The sequence below is a fragment of the Corallococcus sp. CA053C genome, from assembly GCF_003611675.1.
Taxonomy (GTDB): Bacteria; Myxococcota; Myxococcia; order Myxococcales; family Myxococcaceae; genus Corallococcus.
On the sequence record NZ_RAWA01000012.1, the window covers coordinates 22,068 to 38,648 of the forward strand.

Sequence of the window (16,581 nt, forward strand, 5' to 3'; positions counted from 1 at the left end):
CGGACGGCTTAGTAGCGGTACGTGTCCTGCTTGTACGGACCGGACTTCTCCACGCCGATGTAGTTCGCCTGCTCCGGCGTCAGCTCGGTGAGCTGCGCGTTGAGCTTCTTGAGCTGGAGGCGGGCGACCTTCTCATCCAGGTGCTTGGGCAGCACGTAGACCTTGCCCACCTGGTACTTGTCGCTGTGCGAGTACAGCTCGATCTGCGCGATGGTCTGGTTCGCGAACGAGCTGGACATCACGTAGCTGGGGTGGCCGGTGCCGCAGCCCAGGTTCACCAGGCGGCCCTTGGCGAGCAGGATGATGCGCTTGTTGTCCGGGAAGATGACGTGGTCGACCTGGGGCTTGATCTCCTCCCACTGGTACTTCTCCAGGGAGGCGACCTCGATCTCGTTGTCGAAGTGGCCGATGTTGCAGACGATGGCCTGGTCCTTCATCTTCGCCATGTGGTCGTGGGTGATGACGCTCTTGTTGCCCGTCGCGGTGACGAAGATGTCCGCCTTGTCCGCGGCGTAGTCCATCGTCACGACCCGGTAGCCCTCCATCGCGGCCTGGAGCGCGCAGATGGGGTCGATCTCCGTCACCCACACCTGGGCGGACAGCGCGCGCAGGGCCTGCGCGGAGCCCTTGCCCACGTCCCCGTAGCCGGCGACGACGGCGATCTTCCCGGCGATCATCACGTCCGTGGCGCGCTTGATGCCGTCCACCAGGGACTCGCGGCAGCCGTACAGGTTGTCGAACTTGCTCTTCGTCACGCTGTCGTTGACGTTGATGGCGCGGAACAGCAGCGTGCCCTTGTTGGACATCTCCTGCAGGCGGTGCACGCCCGTGGTGGTCTCCTCCGTGACGCCCATGATCTTGGCGCTCTTGCGGGAGTACCAGGTCGCATCCTCCGCGAGCTTCGCCTTGATGGAGGCGTACAGCTCACGCTCCTCCTCGCTCTCCGGGTTCGCGATGACGCCCAGGTCCTTCTCCGCGCGCTTGCCCAGGTGCATGAGCAGGGTCGCGTCGCCGCCGTCGTCGAGGATCATGTTGGGACCCTCGTGGTCGCTGCCGGCGGGGCCGAACTCGAAGATGCGGTGCGTGAAGTCCCAGTACTCCTTCAGGGACTCGCCCTTGTGCGCGAACACCGGCGTGCCGGCCTCCACCAGCGCGGCGGCCGCGTGGTCCTGGGTGGAGAAGATGTTGCACGACGCCCAGCGCACCTGCGCGCCTAGCGCCTGGAGGGTCTCGACGAGCACCGCCGTCTGGATGGTCATGTGCAGCGAGCCCGTCACGCGGGCGCCCTTCAGGGGCTGCTGCTTGGCGTACTCGTCGCGGATGGCCATGAGCGCGGGCATCTCGCTCTCGGCGATGCGGATCTCCTTGCGGCCCCAGCTGGCGAGCTTGAGGTCGGCGACGGCGTAGTCCTGCTTCTGCTTCTGGGGGGCTGCGGTCATGGAATGGCTCCGGGTCCAGGTTTGGCGCGCCGTCCTGGCGAGGAGGAGGTCGGACCTTCGGCCGGACTCACCCTCGCAAGAAACGCGTACAGGTGAGCGCCGTTGGGTCATTCGGCTTCGAGCCTGGGGCCGGGAGGGCCTCGCAACGCTCCTCGAAGTCGCCCTGCAAACTACGGCAAGGCGCTCCGGATTTCAAAGGGAGATTGCCGACCCGGGGCCCGGCCGGCGGTCGGATGTGGGGGTACCCCGGAGGACATCCGCCCGCTCCCCTGCCCGCCCTCACTTCAGTCCCGCGCTGCCGGTGGGAACGGAAAAACCGGCCATCCACTGAATTCCCAATCAAACACAAACATCCAGCCGGGACACAAAGGATTGGGTGGGGAGAATAAAGAAAGACGCCGCCGTAACTGCGAGTGACAGCCCGACAAGGACTGTCACTTCCCATGGAGGCGGCACAATGACGAAGCATGCAACGCTCATGGCCCTGGGCCTGACGGCGCTGGCGGTGGGCTGCGGTGGCGGCACCCGGGACGACGCACCGACGTCCCCGTCCACGCAGCTGCAGGCCGCGCCTTCGCGGGAGCGGCCCTCGGAGCAGGAGCTGGCGGCCGCGCGGACCTCCGCGCCGGTGACGGCCGTGCCGGTGAAGTACGTCGTCGACCCGGGTTCGGAAGCGCAGCTGCGCAGCGCCGCGGGCACGGAAGCGGCGCGGCCGGATGCCTCCCCCGGACTCAAGACCGAGGGCGGCGCCCGCCGCCCCATCCCGTAGCCCACCCCGAGCATCACGTCACAACCCAAGGAGGTTCATGTGTCGACTCACAAGCTTGCAACGGCGCTGGCGTTGGCGATCGGTCTGGGAACAGCGGGTGAGGCCCAGGCCTGGATGCAGTTCTGCAATGGAACCAGCGTCGCGATCTGGACCACGTATGACTGGTATGCGCCAGCCTGCGCCTCGGAGGGTGGCATCCCCTGGCAGAAGCAGGGCTGGTGGAGCCTGAACCCGGGTGAATGCAAGATCGTCTTCGGGCCCAGCCTCCCGAGCCGCTATTCCTACTACTACGCCGAGGGCGGCGGGAAGGTCTGGGCGGGCGCCTACACCACCTGCACGCCGAACGCCGCCTTCAATCTTTGCGAAGGCATCTGCAACACCAACGCGCGCAGCCTGGGCTACCGGGAGCTCGATACTGGCAGCTATACGAACTACACGATGACCTTCAATCCCTGACACGCGGCCTCCGCACGCAGGCGGGCTTGCTGGCCGATGAGCCAAAGCCCGCCGCTTCCGGTCCCCGCGTCCGGGCGTGCCCAGCTTCCCTCCGGGGAGGCACGTCATGCAGGAGCAGCCGGGCAATCAGGGGGGCAAAGGCAGGCCTGTCGCATGGCATGCCCTGCCCCCCGAAGCCGTGCTGGAGCAACTGGGCAGCACGGCCACGGGGCTCACGGAAGCCGCGGCCGTGGAGCGCCTCACGCGCCATGGCCCCAACGTGCTGGAGCGCGAGCAGGGTGACAGCGCGTGGAAGCTCCTGTGGCGGCAGATCAACAGCCCGCTCATCTGGGTGCTCATCGCCTCCGCCGCGCTGGCCATCCTCCTGGGCAAGGTGACGGACGGGCTGGTGGTGGCCGCCGTGGTGGTGCTCAACACGCTCATCGGCTTCGTGCAGGAGTACCGCGCGGGCAAGGCCATTGAAGCGCTGGGCCACATGGTGCCGGAGTCCACCACCGTGATGCGCGATGGCCGCGCGGTGGACCTGCCCGCCTCGCGGCTGGTGCCCGGTGACGTCGTGCGGCTCGCGTCCGGTGACCGTGTGCCCGCGGACGTGCGCCTCCTGCACGCTCGCAACCTCCAGGTGGAGGAGGCCGCCCTCACCGGGGAGTCCGTCCCGTCGAGCAAGCGCGTCGCCGCCGTCGCCGGGGACGCGGAGCTGGGGGACCGCGCGAGCCTCGCCTTCGGGGGCACCCTGGTGACGTCCGGCACGACGACCGCCGTGGTGGTCGCCACGGGCAGGGCCACCGAGCTGGGCCGCATCTCCCACTTGATGGAACAGGCCACCGACCTGAGCACGCCGCTCACACAGGAGCTGGCCCGGCTGGGCCGCATCATCACGGTGGGCATCGTCATCCTGTCCGCCGTGCTGCTCGGCGTGGGGCTGGTGCGCGGGTATGCGTTCAGCGACGCCGTGATGGTGGCCGTCACGCTGGCCGTGGCCGCCATCCCGGAAGGCCTGCCCGCCATCGTCACCATCGCGCTGGCCATTGGCGTGCAACGCATGGCGGCCCGCCGCGCCGTCATCCGCAAGCTGCCCGCGGTGGAGACGCTGGGCAGCACCACCGTCATCTGCACGGACAAGACGGGCACGCTCACCCGCAACGAGATGACCGTGCGCGCGCTGTGGACGCCGGACGGCCGCTACGAGCTCACCGGCGTGGGCCATGCGCCCGACGGGCAGCTGCTGTGGGGCGGCAAGCCCACCGACGCGCCTCCCGAGGACGTCGTCTCCCTGCTGCGCGCGGGCGTGCTCTGCAACGAGGCCAGCCTGCTCGCCGGATCCGCGCGGGCCGGCTCCGAGCGATGGCGGATGACCGGGGACCCCACCGAGGGCGCGCTGCTCATCGCCGCGGAGAAGGTGGGGCTGGGCGTGGCCGACGTGCGCGCGCGCCGCCCCCGCCTGGACGCCATCCCCTTCGAGTCGGAACAGCAGTTCATGGCCACGCTCCACGCGGACGGCCCGGAGCGCCGGGACCTGTTCCTCAAGGGCGCCCCGGAGGTCGTGCTGCGCCGCTGCGCGCCGGAGACGGACGCGGACGCCGTGCTGGCGGAGGTGGAGCGGATGGCGCGGCAGGGGATGCGCGTGCTCGCGGTCGCGCGCAAGGACGCGCCCCGGGCCACGTCGCTTCAAGCCCAGGACGTGGAGGACGGCTTCACGCTGCTGGGCCTGGAGGGGATGGTGGATCCGCCTCGCGAGGAGGCCGTGGCGGCGGTGAAGGGCTGCCACGTCGCGGGCATCCGCGTGAAGATGATGACCGGCGACCACCTGGCCACGGCGGAGGCCATCGGCCTCCAGCTGGGCATCCACTCGCCGGAGCGTCCGGGCCTCACGGGCGCGCGCCTGTCCGAGCTGGACGACGCGGCGCTGACGCAGGCGGTGGCGGACACGAACGTGTTCGCGCGCGTGGCCCCTGAACACAAGCTGCGCCTGGTGCGGGCGCTCCAGGCGAAGGGCCACGTGGTGGCGATGACCGGCGACGGCGTCAACGACGCCCCCGCGCTCAAGCAGGCGAACATCGGCGTGGCCATGGGCATCACCGGCACGGCGGTGTCCCGAGAGGCGGCGGACCTGGTGCTGACGGACGACAACTTCGCCACCATCGTCTCCGCCGTGGAGGAGGGCCGGCGCGTCTACGACAACCTCATCAAGTCGCTGGCCTTCGTGCTGCCCACCAACCTGGGGCTCGCCCTCATCCTCATGGCGGCCGTGGCCTTCTTCCCCATCCAGGAGGCCGGGGGCGTGCACGCGCCGCTGATGGCGATGCGGCCCACGCAGCTCTTGTGGATCAACCTGGTGGCCACCGTCACGCTGGCGCTGCCCCTGGCCTTCGAGGCCCGCGAGCTCCACGTGATGAGCCGTCCGCCCCGCGCCCCGGACGCCCCGGTGCTCAACCGCTTCGTGGTGATGCGCACCGGCCTCGTGGCGCTGCTGATGGCGGCGGGCGCCATCGGCCTGTTCCTCTGGGAGTTCCTGCGCCAGGGGGGCACCCGGGACGCGGCGAATCCCCTGCCGCTGGCGGAGGCCCAGACCATGGCGGTCAACACCGTCATCAGCTTCCAGATCTTCTACCTGTGGCTGTGCCGCACGTTGATGGGTTCGATGCGGGAGGTGGGGCTGTGGGGCAACCGCACCGTGTTCGTGGGCATCGCGACGCTGGTGCTGCTCCAGGCCGCCTTCATGTACGTGCCCTTCTTCCAGCGCATCTTCGGCTCCGCGCCCCTGTCCGCCGGGGACATCGCCCGCTCGGTGCTGGTGGGCGCGGTGGTGCTGCCTGTCGTGGGGTTGGAGAAGTGGCTGCGCTCGCGCGGCGGAAGGCAGACAGGACGCGTGCCCCTGCCGGAGGGACGCGCCCGGTTGCCGGCCTGAGGCCATCCCGTCGCCAATGACTACCTTCAGGGCAGCACCGACCTGGGGGCCTCCATGACCATCGCCTGCACCACCAACTTCTCCGAAGCTTCCGGGCGGGCGAGTGAGACGGCGGCCCTGCTCGCCCGGCGGATGCAGGTCCCGCTGTGCCTGATCCACGCCATGTCGGGCACCGTGGCGCGCACCTTCGGTCAGACCGGCTGGGAAGCCGCCGAGGCCACGCTCCAGGAAGAAGGCCAGCGGCTGGAGGCGCTGTGTGGCATGCCCGTCGAGCGCGTCCTCGTGACGGGGGAGCCGGAGAAGGCCCTGGCCGAGCTGGTGGCGAAGCGCGACTTCCAATGGGTGGTGGCCGCCGCGCCGCGCGAGGAGACGCCCTTCCTGGGATTGGGAGGCACGGTCGACCGGATGGCCCAGGCGCTGGAGGTGCCCTTCCTCGTGGTCCGGGAAGGCACGGCCCTGGACGCGTGGGCGCGCGGCGAGCGGCCCCTGCGGGTGATGCTGGGGGTGGATCGCTCGCGGCCCTTCGAGGTCGCGCGGGACCAGGTGAAGAAGCTCTCGAAGTTCGGGCCGCTGGACGTGGTGGGCGGCCGGGTCTTCTGGGTGTCCGAAGAGGCGGAGCGCCTGGGGCTGGTGCATCCGCACAGCTACAAGGACGTGTCCCCTGAGCTCCGCGAGGCGCTGGAGCGGGACGTGTCCACGCTGCTGGAGCCGCTGCGCTCGGAAGGCGTGACGATCCGCACGCGCCTGGAGCCGGGGCTGGGCCGCGTCGCGGATCACCTGGTCGCGCTGGCCTCCGAGGAGCAGGTGGACCTGCTGGTGGTGGGCACGCACCAACGCAAGGCACTCGCCAGGCTGTGGAGCGTGTCGCAGCACGCGCGGCGGCTGGCCTCCATGTCGGTGGTGACCGTGCCGGTGCCCTCGGCCGAACAGGGCGTGGAGATGGAACCGCCCCGGGTGCGCGCGGTGCTGGCGACCACGGACTTCATGGCGCCGGGGGACCGCGCCATCGCCTATGCCTTCGCGCTGACGCCGCCCGGGGGCACGGTGCACCTGCTGCACGTCGAGCCCGCGAAGGCCACGCCCGAACAGCTCCAGGCGGCACGGCACCAGTTGGAGCAGCGCGTGCCCGACTCCGAGTACGACGGCAACCACAAGGTGGAGCTGTCGGTGCTGACCGGGGATGACGTCGCGGGCGTCATCACGCAGGCCGCCGAACGGTATGGCGTGGACCTGCTCTGCCTGGGCACGCACGGCCGCGGCGGGGTGAGCCGGGTGGTGCTGGGCTCGGTGGCCCAGCAGGTGATGGCGCGCAGCGACCGGCCCGCCGTGACGGTGCGCATGCCGCGCGCGTGACAAGAGAGGAGCAGTCCATGCGAGCAACCGTGTTCCGAGGCATCAACCAGGTGGGTGTGGAGGACGTGGAACGTCCGAAGGCCGGGGCGGGCGAGGCCGTCATCCGCGTCACGCTCACCACCATCTGCGGCACCGACGTGCACATCGTCCGGGGTGAGTACCCGGTGAAGCCGGGCCTCACCGTGGGCCATGAGATGGTGGGCGTCATCGACGAGCTGGGCCCGGGCGTCACCGGCTACCGGGTGGGCGAACGCGTGCTGGTGGGCGCCATCACGCCCTGCGGTCAGTGCCGTGGCTGTCTCTCCGGCCACCTGTCCCAGTGCGGGCATGGCTCGGGCATCGAGGCCGCGGGCGGCTGGCGCCTGGGCAACATGATGAATGGCGTGCAGGCGGAGTACGTGCGCGTGCCCTTCGCGCAGGCCAACCTGGCCCCCATCCCGGACGGGTTGACGGATGAGCAGGTGTTGCTGCTGGCGGACATCGCCTCCACCGGCTTCGGCGGCGCGGAGTCCGGCGGCGTGCGCATTGGCGACGCGGTGGTGGTGTTCGCGCAGGGGCCCATCGGGCTGTGCGCCTCCATGGGCGCGCGGCTCATGGGCGCCTCGCTCGTCATCGGCGTGGACGGGGATGAGTCGCGGCTGGCCATGGCGCGCAAGCTGGGCGTGGACGTGGTGCTCGACTTCCGCCAGCAGGACGTCGTGGCGGAGGTGAAGCGGCTCACCGGCGGCGGCGTGGACGTGGCCATCGAGGCGCTGGGGACGCAGCAGACCTTCGAGAACGCCCTGCGCACCCTGAGCCCCGGCGGCACGCTCTCCAGCCTGGGCGTGTACTCCGGCAAGCTACAGCTGCCCTACGATGCCTTCGCCGCGGGCCTGGGCGACCACCGCATCGTCACCACGCTCTGCCCGGGCGGCAAGGAGCGGATGCGCAGGCTGATGGAGGTGGTGCGTGCGAAGCGCGTGGACCTCACGCCGCTCTTCACGCACCGCTTCGCGCTGAAGGACATCCGTGAGGCCTACGAGCTCTTCAGCCAGCGGAAGGACGGCGTGCTCAAGGTCGCGATCCGTCCGTGACCTGTTTCCCACCCCGGACAGAATATCCGCGCGGGCCGGCGTAATCCCCCCAATGGCGGCATTTTCCGCTCGACCGCTTCCGGGTGATTCCATGGCACATTCCCTGCTTCGTCTTCCGCGGCTGCTCCCGCTCCTCGCCACCTCCCTGCTGGCGGCCTGTGGCGGCGGTGACGGGGACGGCCCCGGCGACGGCCCCGGGCCCGGCGGCGCCTGCGTGCGGGACATCTCCGGCAAGCTGGGCGGCACGACGAGCTGGGCCCCCGGTGACGAGCGCTGCGTCTACGCGGTGACGGGCGTCGTGGAGGTGAGTGGCGCGCTGACGCTCGCTCCGGGAACGGAGGTCCGCTTCGGGCCCAACGCGGGGCTGCTCATCACGCCGACGGGGTCGCTCAACGCGGTGGGCACGGAGGCCCTGCCCATCACCTTCACCTCGACGACGGCCGCGCCGGGCTTCTGGAAGGGGCTCGCGTTCAAGTCCAACACCCCCGCCAACGTGCTGGAGCACGTGGTCATCTCCTACGCGGGCAACGAGGACCCCTTCTGCTGTGACTTCTTCTACGGCGCCGGTGGCGGCGTGGACGTCCGGGCCGCCGTGGTGGTGGGCTCCCTGCAGGACTCCATCAGCCAGGTGCGCATCGCGCACACGACGGTGGAGAAGAGCGGCACGCTGGGTCTCTTCGCCTTCAACAAGGCGCGGCTGCCGGGCTTCTCGCAGAACATCTTCCGGGGCAACCTGGGCGCGCCCGTCACCGTGAGCATGTCCATCGTGGGCGCGCTGGACGCCACGACCGTCTACTCCGGCAACAGCGCCACCAACCCCGCGGCCAATGGCGACAACGTCGTCCACGTCGTGGGCGCACCGGTCGCGGACTCCGGGGCGACCCAGACGATGCACAAGCTGGATGTGCCCTATGGCATCTCCACCGGCCTGCCGAACACCACGGTCTCGTACACCGGCGCGCTCACCATCGAACCGGGCACGCGGCTCCAGTTCGAGGCGCAGTCCGGCCTCCGCATCGAAGGGGACGGCTCGCTGGTGGCGCGGGGCACGGCGGCGGAGCGCATCGTGTTCACGGGCAGGACCGCGACGCCGGGCTTCTGGAAGGGCATCTCCATCCGTTCCGCCGGCGGCAACAGCGTCATCGCCTTCGCCGAGGTGAGCAATGGGGGCTCGGACGCCTTCTGCTGCGACTACTTCACGAACGACGGGGACATCGTCGCCAACATCTCCGTGGGCGGCGCGGTCGGCTCCTCGGGCCTGGGCCGACTCCAGCTCACCGACACCGTCATCTCCCAGAGCCCCGCGTATGGCGTCTACGTCTTCAAGACGGCCACCTTCAGCGAGAGCGGCAACACGTACAGCAACAACGCGCAGAACCTGGGCCGCCAGAACTGAAGCGGTGCCTCCAACACCGCTTCACCGCCGCGCGCCGGCCCGGAAGGTCGGCGCGCGGCGGCGGGCCCGCTCCTGCGCGGAGAGCTGCCCGCTGAGGGTGCCATGCCCTGGAAGGAGCAAGCGGGGTTGCGTCCTCACGCGGGCCCTGCGCAGGCTGCGGGTTCATGAGTGACTCCCCCGACCCCGCCCCTGCCTCCGCTCCGAAGACCGCCGACCTCTGCGATGCCCATGCGGGCACCGCGCACTTCCAGATCGCCGAACCCGGCTTCGCGGACTACGGCGGCCGCCGCGACTTCTCCGGCCCCATCAGCACCGTGCGGGCGCCCGAGGACAACTCGCTCGTGCGCAAGGCCCTGGAGGAGCCCGGCCGGGGCCGCGTGCTGGTGGTGGATGGCGGTGGCAGCCGCCGCTGCGCGCTGGTGGGGGACCAGCTCGCCGCGCTCGCGCAGAAGAACGGCTGGGCGGGCGTGGTGGTGAACGGCTGCATCCGCGACGCGGAGGAGGTGGGCCGCACCGCCGTGGGCGTGAAGGCGCTGGGCACCCACCCGCTCAAGAGCGGCAAGCGCAACGAGGGCCAGCGCGACGTGGAGGTGCGCTTCGCGGGGGTGAACTTCATCCCGGGCCACCACCTCTACGCGGACGCGGACGGCATCGTCACGTCGGCGCAGCCGCTGCGCTGAGACGGTCCGCCTGGGAGAAGCTCACCCCACCGCGAGGGCCCGGGGCACCGTGGCTTCGAGCGCGGCGTGGAGGCGGGAAGCGGCGTCGCCGACTTCCTTCCTCCAGGCCATCCGCCAGGGCCGCCGCAGGGCCCCTGACGCCAGCCGCTTCGTGACGAGGTCGCCCTTCGCCAGATGCGGGGTGGTGATCCACTCGGAGATGACCGCGATGCCCAGGCCCGCGCGGGCCACGTCGAGGATGGCCTCGGTGAGCGGCAGCTTCTCCACCTTGAGGCGGGGCCGCTCGCGGCCGAACACCTGCGTCATGAACCAGTGCGTCTCCGCCGGAGGCGTCTGTCCGGTGAGGATCGTGCTCCCGCGGATGTCCTCGCGGGTGAGCGCCCTGCGGGATGCCAGCGGGTGCGACGCGGCCATCACGAAGACAATCTCATCCGAGAAGAGCGGCCGCGCTTCCACCCCGATGCGCGGCGGGACGGACGCCGTGGTGATGAGCGCCACGTCCAGCTCCCCCGCCACGAGCGCCTGGACCGGAGACTGGGTGTGCTCCACCGACAGCGACAGGCCAAGCCCCGGCAGGCTCTTGCGCAGCGTCACCAGCGCGGACGGCAGCCAGTGGTAGGCCGTGTAGCACTCGCACACGAGCCGGAGGCGGACGGACGGCGCCACCGGCGCGCGCACGCGGTGCTCCAGGTCCCCCAGCTCCACCAGGAGCCGCGTCGCGCCCGTCACCAGCTCCTGGCCCGCCACGGTGGGCACGAGCCCGCGAGGCGTGCGCTCGAAGAGGCGCGCTCCCAGCCGCTCCTCGGCCGCGAGCAGCGCGCGGCTCACCGCCGGCTGCGTGAGGTGCAGGACGGACGCGGCCTTCGCCGTGGTGCCCGCGGAGGCCAGGGCCAGCACCACGCGCAGGTCGCGCATGTCGAGGCGGGTGGCCGGTGGAGGGGCGATGTCTTCCATGCATCGAGTCTATGTCAACGATGCGTTGGACGCATCCTCTTCGGCAATGGAGAGTGCCCTTCGTTGTCGCGAAGACCACCCGCTTCCATGTCCTGGAGGACCGTCCCATGCAGCTCTACTTCTCCCCCCTCGCCTGCTCCGCCGCGACGCGCATGTGCCTCTACGAGGCCGGCACCGAGGCGACGTACATCGAGGTCGATTCGAAGACGAAGCGCACGCACGACGGGAAGAACTACCTGGAGGTGCACCCGCTCGGGCTCGTCCCCGCGCTGCGCACCGACGACGGTGACGTCCTCACGGAGAACGCCGCCATCCTGCAGTACGTGGCCCAGGCGCTGCCCCATGCGAACCTCGCGCCCACCGACCCGCGGGGCCTCGCGCGGCTCCAGCAGTGGCTGTCCTTCATCGGGACGGAGCTGCACAAGGCGACCTTCGCCCCGCTCCTCGACTCGGCGGGGACCGAAGGCGGGAGGGCCTATGCCCTGGCGAAGAGCACGCCCCGGCTCGCCTACGTGGAGCAGCACCTCACCGGGCGCGAGTTCCTCCTGGAGCGCTTCAGCGTCGCGGACGCATACCTCGTCACCGTGCTGGGCTGGTGCGTGGCGACGCCCATCGAGCTGAAGAAGTGGCCCGCGCTCAGCGCCTACTTCGCGCGCCTGTCGGAGCGCCCCGGCGTCGCGAAGGCCTTCGCGGAGGAGCGCGTGATGTACCTGGCCGAGCTCGAGAAGCGCAAGGCGCGCCCGTAGCGGCGGCGCGTCAGCGCTTCGCTCCAACCTTGAGGCCCGGCCACACGGAGCGCATCCTCCCGGCGATGGCACGCAGCGCCTCCGCCCTCGGGTGTCCGGGCCGCCACGCCATCGCGAGCGTCCGGCCCGGCCCCGGCGGCGCGGAAGTCCACCCCGCGCAGACGGACGAGTCCCCCGGCGTGGGCTACGCGGTCAGCGGCCTGACGGGCACCTACGTCCACGGCAAGCACGCGGAGGACAACGACTTCGTGCAGACCGGCGCGCTCTACCGGCTGATGACCGAGCCGGAGAGGCAGCGCCTGGTGGACAACCTCTCCGGCAGCCTGGCGCAGGTGAGCCGCGACGACATCATCGCCCGCGCCATCGCGCACTTCCGCGCCGCCGACGAGGAGTATGGTTCCCACATCGCCACCTCCGTCCAGCAGCTCCGCCGCGCGCGCCAGCCAGAAGGGAACACTGTCCATGAGCTCGAACGACCCGAAGAACCCAGGCCCCTCCCCAACCCTGGACGGCGGCGCGGACGACGCCGCGGTGCTGGAGCTGGCGAGGACGGCCTTCTCGCACGTCCGCACGGGAGATGCCCTTCAGCTGGGGGCACTGCTCGACGCCGGGTTGTCCCTGGGGCTGCGCAACGAGCGGGGCGACTCGCTGCTGATGCTGGCCAGCTACCACGGCCACGTGGACGCCACCCGCCTGCTGCTGGAGCGCGGGGCGGATCCGGAGCTGACCAACGACGCCGGGCAGACGCCCCTGGCGGGTGCGGCCTTCAAGGGCAACCTGGCCATCACCACGCTGCTGCTGGACCGGGGCGCGCGGGTGGATGGCGCGGGCCCGGATGGCCGCACGCCGCTGATGTTCGCGGCCATGTTCGACAAGCTGGAGGTGCTGGAGCTGCTGCTCCAACGCGGCGCGAACCCGGAGCAGCGGGACGCGGCCCAGCGCACGGCGCGGGACTATGCCCGGAGCATGGGGGCGCAGCGCGCGGCCGCGCGGTTGGAGTCCCTGTCCTCGCAGACGCCTTGAAGCGGGCGGGGCTCAGGCGTCCGGGTGGCTCCAGGCCTGCTCCTGGGGCTTCCCCTTCCCTTCCGTGTCCAGGGTGACGTCCTCCACGAAGGACGTGACGGCCTCCACGATGTGCTCGGCGTCGATGCCGGCTGCGTTCAGCAGCTCCGCGGGCTTGCCGGAGCCGGGCAGCTTCGTCACCGCGAGGCGCACCACCGAGGGGAGCCGCTGGCGCTCGCCGGTGAACGCCTCCAGCACCGCGTCCGCGAGCCCGCCATCGGCCCAGTGGTCCTCCACCACGATGAGCCTGCCGTGCGTCTCGCGCGCGGCCTCGCGCAGCGTCTTCGCGTCCACCGGCTTCACCGAGTAGAGGTCGATGACGCGCACCGCGATGCCCTCCTCCTTCAGCATCGCCCAGGCCTTGAGCGCTTCGTGCAGCGTGATGCCGGCGGCCACCACCGTCGCCACGTCCTGGTCGGACCGGCGGATCACCTTGCACCCGCCGATGGGGAACTCCTCCGACGCGGGGTAGAGCACCGGCGTCTTCTCCCGGGTGCTGCGCAGGTAGCTGATGCCCTTGCGCTCCACCACCTGGGCCAGCAGCTTCGCGGTCTGGTTGGCGTCGCTCGGGTAGAGCACGGTGCTGCCGCCCACCGCGCGCATCATCGCCAGGTCCTCCAGCGCCATCTGCGAAGGGCCGTCCTCACCAATGGACACGCCCGCGTGGCTGCCGCACAGGTGCAGCGTGGCGTTGGAGATGGCCGCCATGCGGATCTGATCATACGCGCGCGACAGGAAGGCCGCGAAGGTGCTGACGAAGGCGCGCTTGCCCAGCACCGCCATGCCCACCGCGCTGGACACCATGTTCTGCTCGGCGATGTACATCTCGAAGTAGCGCTTCGGGTGGGCCTTGCGGAACGCGTCCGAGTACGTGGAGTTGGACACCTCCGCGTCCAGCGCCACCACGTCCGGGCGGGCGTTGCCCAGCGCCAGCAGCGCGTCGCCGTAGGCCTTGCGGGTGGCCTCCTTCTGGCCGACCTCGTAGCCAGGCAGCTTCAGCGGCGCGGCGGCGTCCTGACCGGAGGGCTTCAGCGCGTCCGGCTTCTTCACGTCGATGCGCACGTGGCGCTCGCCCCCCAGCTCCTGGATGGCGTCGCGGGCCTTGTCCTCGGGCAGCGGCTTGCCGTGCCAGCCGTCTTGATTCGCGATGAGCGAGGAGCCGCGGCCCTTCTCCGTCTTGCAGATGAGGCAGGTGGGCTGGCCCTGCTTCGACTGGGCTTCGGCGAGCGCGCGGTCGATGGCGTCCAGGTCGTGGCCGTCGAGCGTGATGGCGTGCCAGCCGAACGCGCGCGCCCGGGCGGCATACGCCTCGCCGTTCCAGCCCAGCTCCGTCTCCGTGCTCTGGCCCAGCCGGTTCATGTCGATGATGGCGCAGAGGTTGTCGAGCTTGTAGTGGGACGCCTTGTCGAACGCCTCCCACACGGAGCCCTCGGCGGTCTCGCTGTCGCCCATGAGCACGTAGGTGCGGAACGGCAGTCCGTCCAGCCGCGCGGTGAGCGCCATGCCCACGCCGATGGCCAACCCCTGTCCCAGCGAACCCGTGGCCACGTCCACGAGCGGCAGCACATGCGGGTTGGGGTGACCTTCGAGCCGACTGCCGAACTTGCGCAGAGACATCAACTCCTTGTCGTCGATGGCGCCCGCCGCCTTGAACGCGGAGTAGAGGACCGGGCAGGCGTGCCCCTTGGAGAGCACGAAGCGGTCGTTGTTGGGGGCGCGCGGCTGCTGGAAGTCGAAGCGCAGGTACTTCTGAAACAGCACCGCCATGATGTCCGCCGCGGACATGGAGGAGCTGGGGTGTCCCGAGCCCGCCGCCGTGGTGCACCGGATGCTGTCGATGCGCAGCTGCGCCGCGAGGTCCGCCAAGGTGTCCGCCATCATTTCGCTCCTGGGGGTGGGGGGCACGTCGGTGCCCTCCGTACTGTGTTGACTGCCCAGGCCCAGGAGAAGCGCTTCGCCCCGCTGGCCCCAGTCCCAGGCAGAATCCGCGAGTGCCCGCCCGCCCGCTTGGACCTGGGGGGACGGACGTGAGCAATTTCAGGAAACGCCATCTGGGAGCCTTGCGGCCCCCACCGGAGAGAAACCCATGAACCCGCTTCGACAGCTTGCCGAGTTTGGTCAATCCCTCTGGGTGGACAACCTCCAGCGCAGCTACATCACGCAGGGCACCCTGAAGAAGTTCATCGACGGGGACGGGCTCAAGGGGCTCACGTCCAACCCCACCATCTTCCAGAAGGCGGTGTCGGGCAGCGAGGACTACCAGGACCTCTTCGACGCGGCGAAGGGCAAGGGCGTCTCCGGCAACGACGTCTACGAACAGCTGGCGGTGCGCGACGTCCAGGGCGCCGCGGACATCCTGCGGCCCGTCTATGACTCGCTGAAGGGGCAGGACGGCTACGCGTCGCTGGAGGTGTCGCCCCGGCTGGCGCTCGACACGAAGGGGACGTTGGAGGAGGCGCGGCGGCTGTGGAAGACGCTCGCTCGGCCCAACGTGATGATCAAGGTCCCGGGCACGGTGCCGGGCGTCCCGGCCTTCGAGCAGCTGACCGCGGAGGGCATCAACGTCAACGTGACGCTGCTCTTCAGCCAGGAGCGCTACCGGGAGATCGCCCACGCCTACGTCGCCGGCCTGGAGAAGTTCGCCGCGTCGGGCGGAGACGTGTCGCGGGTGGCGAGCGTGGCGTCGTTCTTCGTCAGTCGCATCGACGCCCTCGTGGACAAGGAGATTGAGAAGAAGGTGAAGGCGGGCGTCACCGCCGAGCAGCAGAAGGCGCTGGAGTCGCTGAGCGGCAAGGTGGCCATCGCGAACGCGAAGCTCGCCTACCGCGCCTTCAAGGAGGTCTTCAGCGGCGCGCGGTGGGAGGCGCTCGCGAAGAAGGGCGCCCGGGTGCAGCGCGTGCTCTGGGCGAGCACCAGCACCAAGAGCCCGAAGCTTCGGGACGTGCTGTACGTGGAGGAGCTCATCGGCCGGGACACGGTGAACACCATGCCGCCCGCGACGATTGATGCATTCCGAGACCACGGCAAGGTGCGCCCCAGCCTGGAGGAGGACCTCCCGGCCGCCGAGGCGACGATGCGCCAGCTGGAGACGAGCGGCATCTCCATGAAGACGGTCACCGACGAGCTGGCCACCGACGGCATCCGCCTGTTCGAGGAGTCCTTCGACAAGCTGCTGTCCGCGGTGGGGGAGAAGCTCGCGAAACAGTAGGGGGAACCATGAATGAGCAGGAGAGGGACCTGACGGCTGAGCTGGCGCAAGCCTTTGTCAGCCGCAGTGCCCCCGACGAGCTCCCGCTGTTCGGGGCCATGAGCGAGGTCTACTTCCGCGACCCGGAACGCGCGCTCGCGCAGCCGTCCTCGAAGGAGCAACCCCTGGGCTTCGGCGTCGCCGACGCCGCGATGCTCATCACCCCGGTGGCCTTGAAGGTGGCCGCCGAGGTCGCCCGGTTCATCTCACGGGAGCTGGGCAAGCACCTCCAGGAGGAAGGCTCGGGGTTCTTGAAGTCGCTGGTCCAGCGCGTCTTCCAGTGGTTCAAACCCTCACGAGCACAGACGCACCCGCCGAAGGCGGTCCTTCAAGGGCTGACGCCCGAAATGCTCGTGAAGGTCCACGCCATCGCGCTGGCCCAGGCGCACCAGGTCGACCTCCCCGAGGACAAGGCGCAGCTGCTCGCCGACTCCATGGTCGGAAGTCTGTCCATGGCGGCGGCCACGGCGGTGCCACAGCCCTCCGCGTAAGGGATTG

Annotated in this window: 14 protein-coding genes, 1 pseudogene and 1 riboswitch; of the genes and pseudogenes, 12 read left to right on the plus strand and 3 right to left on the minus strand. The window is 70.3% G+C overall.

Annotated elements, in window-relative coordinates; all coding sequences use genetic code 11:
- Positions 1-8 precede the first annotated feature (8 nt).
- A complete protein-coding gene (ahcY, locus tag D7V97_RS03100) occupies positions 9-1,439 on the minus strand; it encodes an adenosylhomocysteinase (RefSeq protein ID WP_120609076.1) in 1,431 nt (476 codons plus the stop codon).
- Positions 1,440-1,526: 87 nt separating this feature from the next.
- Positions 1,527-1,599: riboswitch (S-adenosyl-L-homocysteine riboswitch) on the minus strand.
- 297 nt (positions 1,600-1,896) lie between these two features.
- Here ahcY and D7V97_RS03105 point away from each other — a divergent pair.
- The 7 genes from D7V97_RS03105 to rraA all read left to right on the plus strand — a co-directional run bounded on the left by D7V97_RS03105 (position 1,897) and on the right by rraA (position 10,074).
- Entirely contained in the window at positions 1,897-2,208 is a 312-nt protein-coding gene (locus tag D7V97_RS03105) for a hypothetical protein (RefSeq protein WP_120609077.1), read from the plus strand.
- Positions 2,209-2,247: 39 nt separating this feature from the next.
- Positions 2,248-2,664: a DUF1036 domain-containing protein gene (locus D7V97_RS03110; protein ID WP_147444667.1), complete on the plus strand. Its 417-nt coding sequence runs from the start codon at positions 2,248-2,250 to the stop codon at positions 2,662-2,664.
- 106 nt (positions 2,665-2,770) lie between these two features.
- Entirely contained in the window at positions 2,771-5,572 is a 2,802-nt protein-coding gene (locus D7V97_RS03115; protein ID WP_120609079.1) for an HAD-IC family P-type ATPase, read from the plus strand.
- A gap of 54 nt (positions 5,573-5,626) precedes the next feature.
- The gene (locus tag D7V97_RS03120) at positions 5,627-6,925 is read left to right on the plus strand and encodes a universal stress protein (protein ID WP_120609080.1); all 1,299 of its coding nucleotides are present in this window, start codon (positions 5,627-5,629) and stop codon (positions 6,923-6,925) included.
- 17 nt (positions 6,926-6,942) lie between these two features.
- Complete coding sequence (locus tag D7V97_RS03125) at positions 6,943-7,998, plus strand: alcohol dehydrogenase catalytic domain-containing protein (protein ID WP_120609081.1); 1,056 nt, start codon at positions 6,943-6,945, stop codon at positions 7,996-7,998.
- 91 nt (positions 7,999-8,089) lie between these two features.
- Positions 8,090-9,394: a hypothetical protein gene (locus D7V97_RS03130; protein ID WP_120609082.1), complete on the plus strand. Its 1,305-nt coding sequence runs from the start codon at positions 8,090-8,092 to the stop codon at positions 9,392-9,394.
- A 164-nt stretch (positions 9,395-9,558) separates the two neighbouring features.
- Complete coding sequence (gene rraA / locus D7V97_RS03135; protein ID WP_120609083.1) at positions 9,559-10,074, plus strand: ribonuclease E activity regulator RraA; 516 nt, start codon at positions 9,559-9,561, stop codon at positions 10,072-10,074.
- Positions 10,075-10,095: 21 nt separating this feature from the next.
- Here the strand turns inward: rraA and D7V97_RS03140 are convergent, their stop codons facing one another.
- Complete coding sequence (locus D7V97_RS03140) at positions 10,096-11,028, minus strand: LysR family transcriptional regulator (RefSeq protein ID WP_120609084.1); 933 nt, start codon at positions 11,026-11,028, stop codon at positions 10,096-10,098.
- A 53-nt stretch (positions 11,029-11,081) separates the two neighbouring features.
- Between D7V97_RS03140 and D7V97_RS03145 the strand changes: the two genes are divergently transcribed.
- From D7V97_RS03145 to D7V97_RS03155, 3 genes and pseudogenes are all read left to right on the plus strand, one after another.
- Positions 11,082-11,774 (plus strand): glutathione S-transferase N-terminal domain-containing protein, encoded by a 693-nt coding sequence (locus D7V97_RS03145; RefSeq protein ID WP_233582487.1) that lies wholly within the window; start codon positions 11,082-11,084, stop codon positions 11,772-11,774.
- Between the two features lie 65 nt (positions 11,775-11,839).
- A pseudogene (locus D7V97_RS46445) lies at positions 11,840-12,175 on the plus strand (catalase-related domain-containing protein); the annotation flags it as partial.
- Between the two features lie 61 nt (positions 12,176-12,236).
- Positions 12,237-12,797 carry an ankyrin repeat domain-containing protein gene (locus D7V97_RS03155; RefSeq protein WP_120609085.1) on the plus strand — a complete coding sequence of 187 codons (561 nt, stop codon included), beginning with the start codon at positions 12,237-12,239 and terminating at the stop codon, positions 12,795-12,797.
- Positions 12,798-12,809: 12 nt separating this feature from the next.
- Here D7V97_RS03155 and D7V97_RS03160 read toward each other — a convergent pair whose 3' ends face one another.
- Entirely contained in the window at positions 12,810-14,714 is a 1,905-nt protein-coding gene (locus tag D7V97_RS03160) for a transketolase (RefSeq protein ID WP_120609103.1), read from the minus strand.
- A gap of 208 nt (positions 14,715-14,922) precedes the next feature.
- On the opposite strand from D7V97_RS03160, the gene tal reads away from it, so the two are divergent.
- Both tal and D7V97_RS03170 read left to right on the plus strand, forming a co-directional pair.
- Positions 14,923-16,044, plus strand: coding sequence for a transaldolase (tal, locus tag D7V97_RS03165; protein ID WP_120609086.1), 1,122 nt, complete (start codon positions 14,923-14,925; stop codon positions 16,042-16,044).
- Between the two features lie 8 nt (positions 16,045-16,052).
- Entirely contained in the window at positions 16,053-16,574 is a 522-nt protein-coding gene (locus D7V97_RS03170; protein ID WP_120609087.1) for a hypothetical protein, read from the plus strand.
- The last annotated feature ends 7 nt before the right edge of the window (positions 16,575-16,581 follow it).

Excerpts from the sequence above, each read along its gene's own strand:
- ahcY (WP_120609076.1), bottom strand. The coding sequence starts at position 1,439 with ATGACCGCAGCCCCCCAGAAGCAGAAGCAGGACTACGCCGTCGCCGAC.
- D7V97_RS03105 (WP_120609077.1), top strand. The coding sequence starts at position 1,897 with ATGACGAAGCATGCAACGCTCATGGCCCTGGGCCTGACGGCGCTGGCG.
- D7V97_RS03115 (WP_120609079.1), top strand. The coding sequence starts at position 2,771 with ATGCAGGAGCAGCCGGGCAATCAGGGGGGCAAAGGCAGGCCTGTCGCA.
- D7V97_RS03120 (WP_120609080.1), top strand. The coding sequence starts at position 5,627 with ATGACCATCGCCTGCACCACCAACTTCTCCGAAGCTTCCGGGCGGGCG.
- D7V97_RS03125 (WP_120609081.1), top strand. The coding sequence starts at position 6,943 with ATGCGAGCAACCGTGTTCCGAGGCATCAACCAGGTGGGTGTGGAGGAC.
- D7V97_RS03130 (WP_120609082.1), top strand. The coding sequence starts at position 8,090 with ATGGCACATTCCCTGCTTCGTCTTCCGCGGCTGCTCCCGCTCCTCGCC.
- rraA (WP_120609083.1), top strand. The coding sequence starts at position 9,559 with ATGAGTGACTCCCCCGACCCCGCCCCTGCCTCCGCTCCGAAGACCGCC.
- D7V97_RS03140 (WP_120609084.1), bottom strand. The coding sequence starts at position 11,028 with ATGGAAGACATCGCCCCTCCACCGGCCACCCGCCTCGACATGCGCGAC.
- D7V97_RS03155 (WP_120609085.1), top strand. The coding sequence starts at position 12,237 with ATGAGCTCGAACGACCCGAAGAACCCAGGCCCCTCCCCAACCCTGGAC.
- D7V97_RS03160 (WP_120609103.1), bottom strand. The coding sequence starts at position 14,714 with ATGGCGGACACCTTGGCGGACCTCGCGGCGCAGCTGCGCATCGACAGC.
- tal (WP_120609086.1), top strand. The coding sequence starts at position 14,923 with ATGAACCCGCTTCGACAGCTTGCCGAGTTTGGTCAATCCCTCTGGGTG.
- D7V97_RS03170 (WP_120609087.1), top strand. The coding sequence starts at position 16,053 with ATGAATGAGCAGGAGAGGGACCTGACGGCTGAGCTGGCGCAAGCCTTT.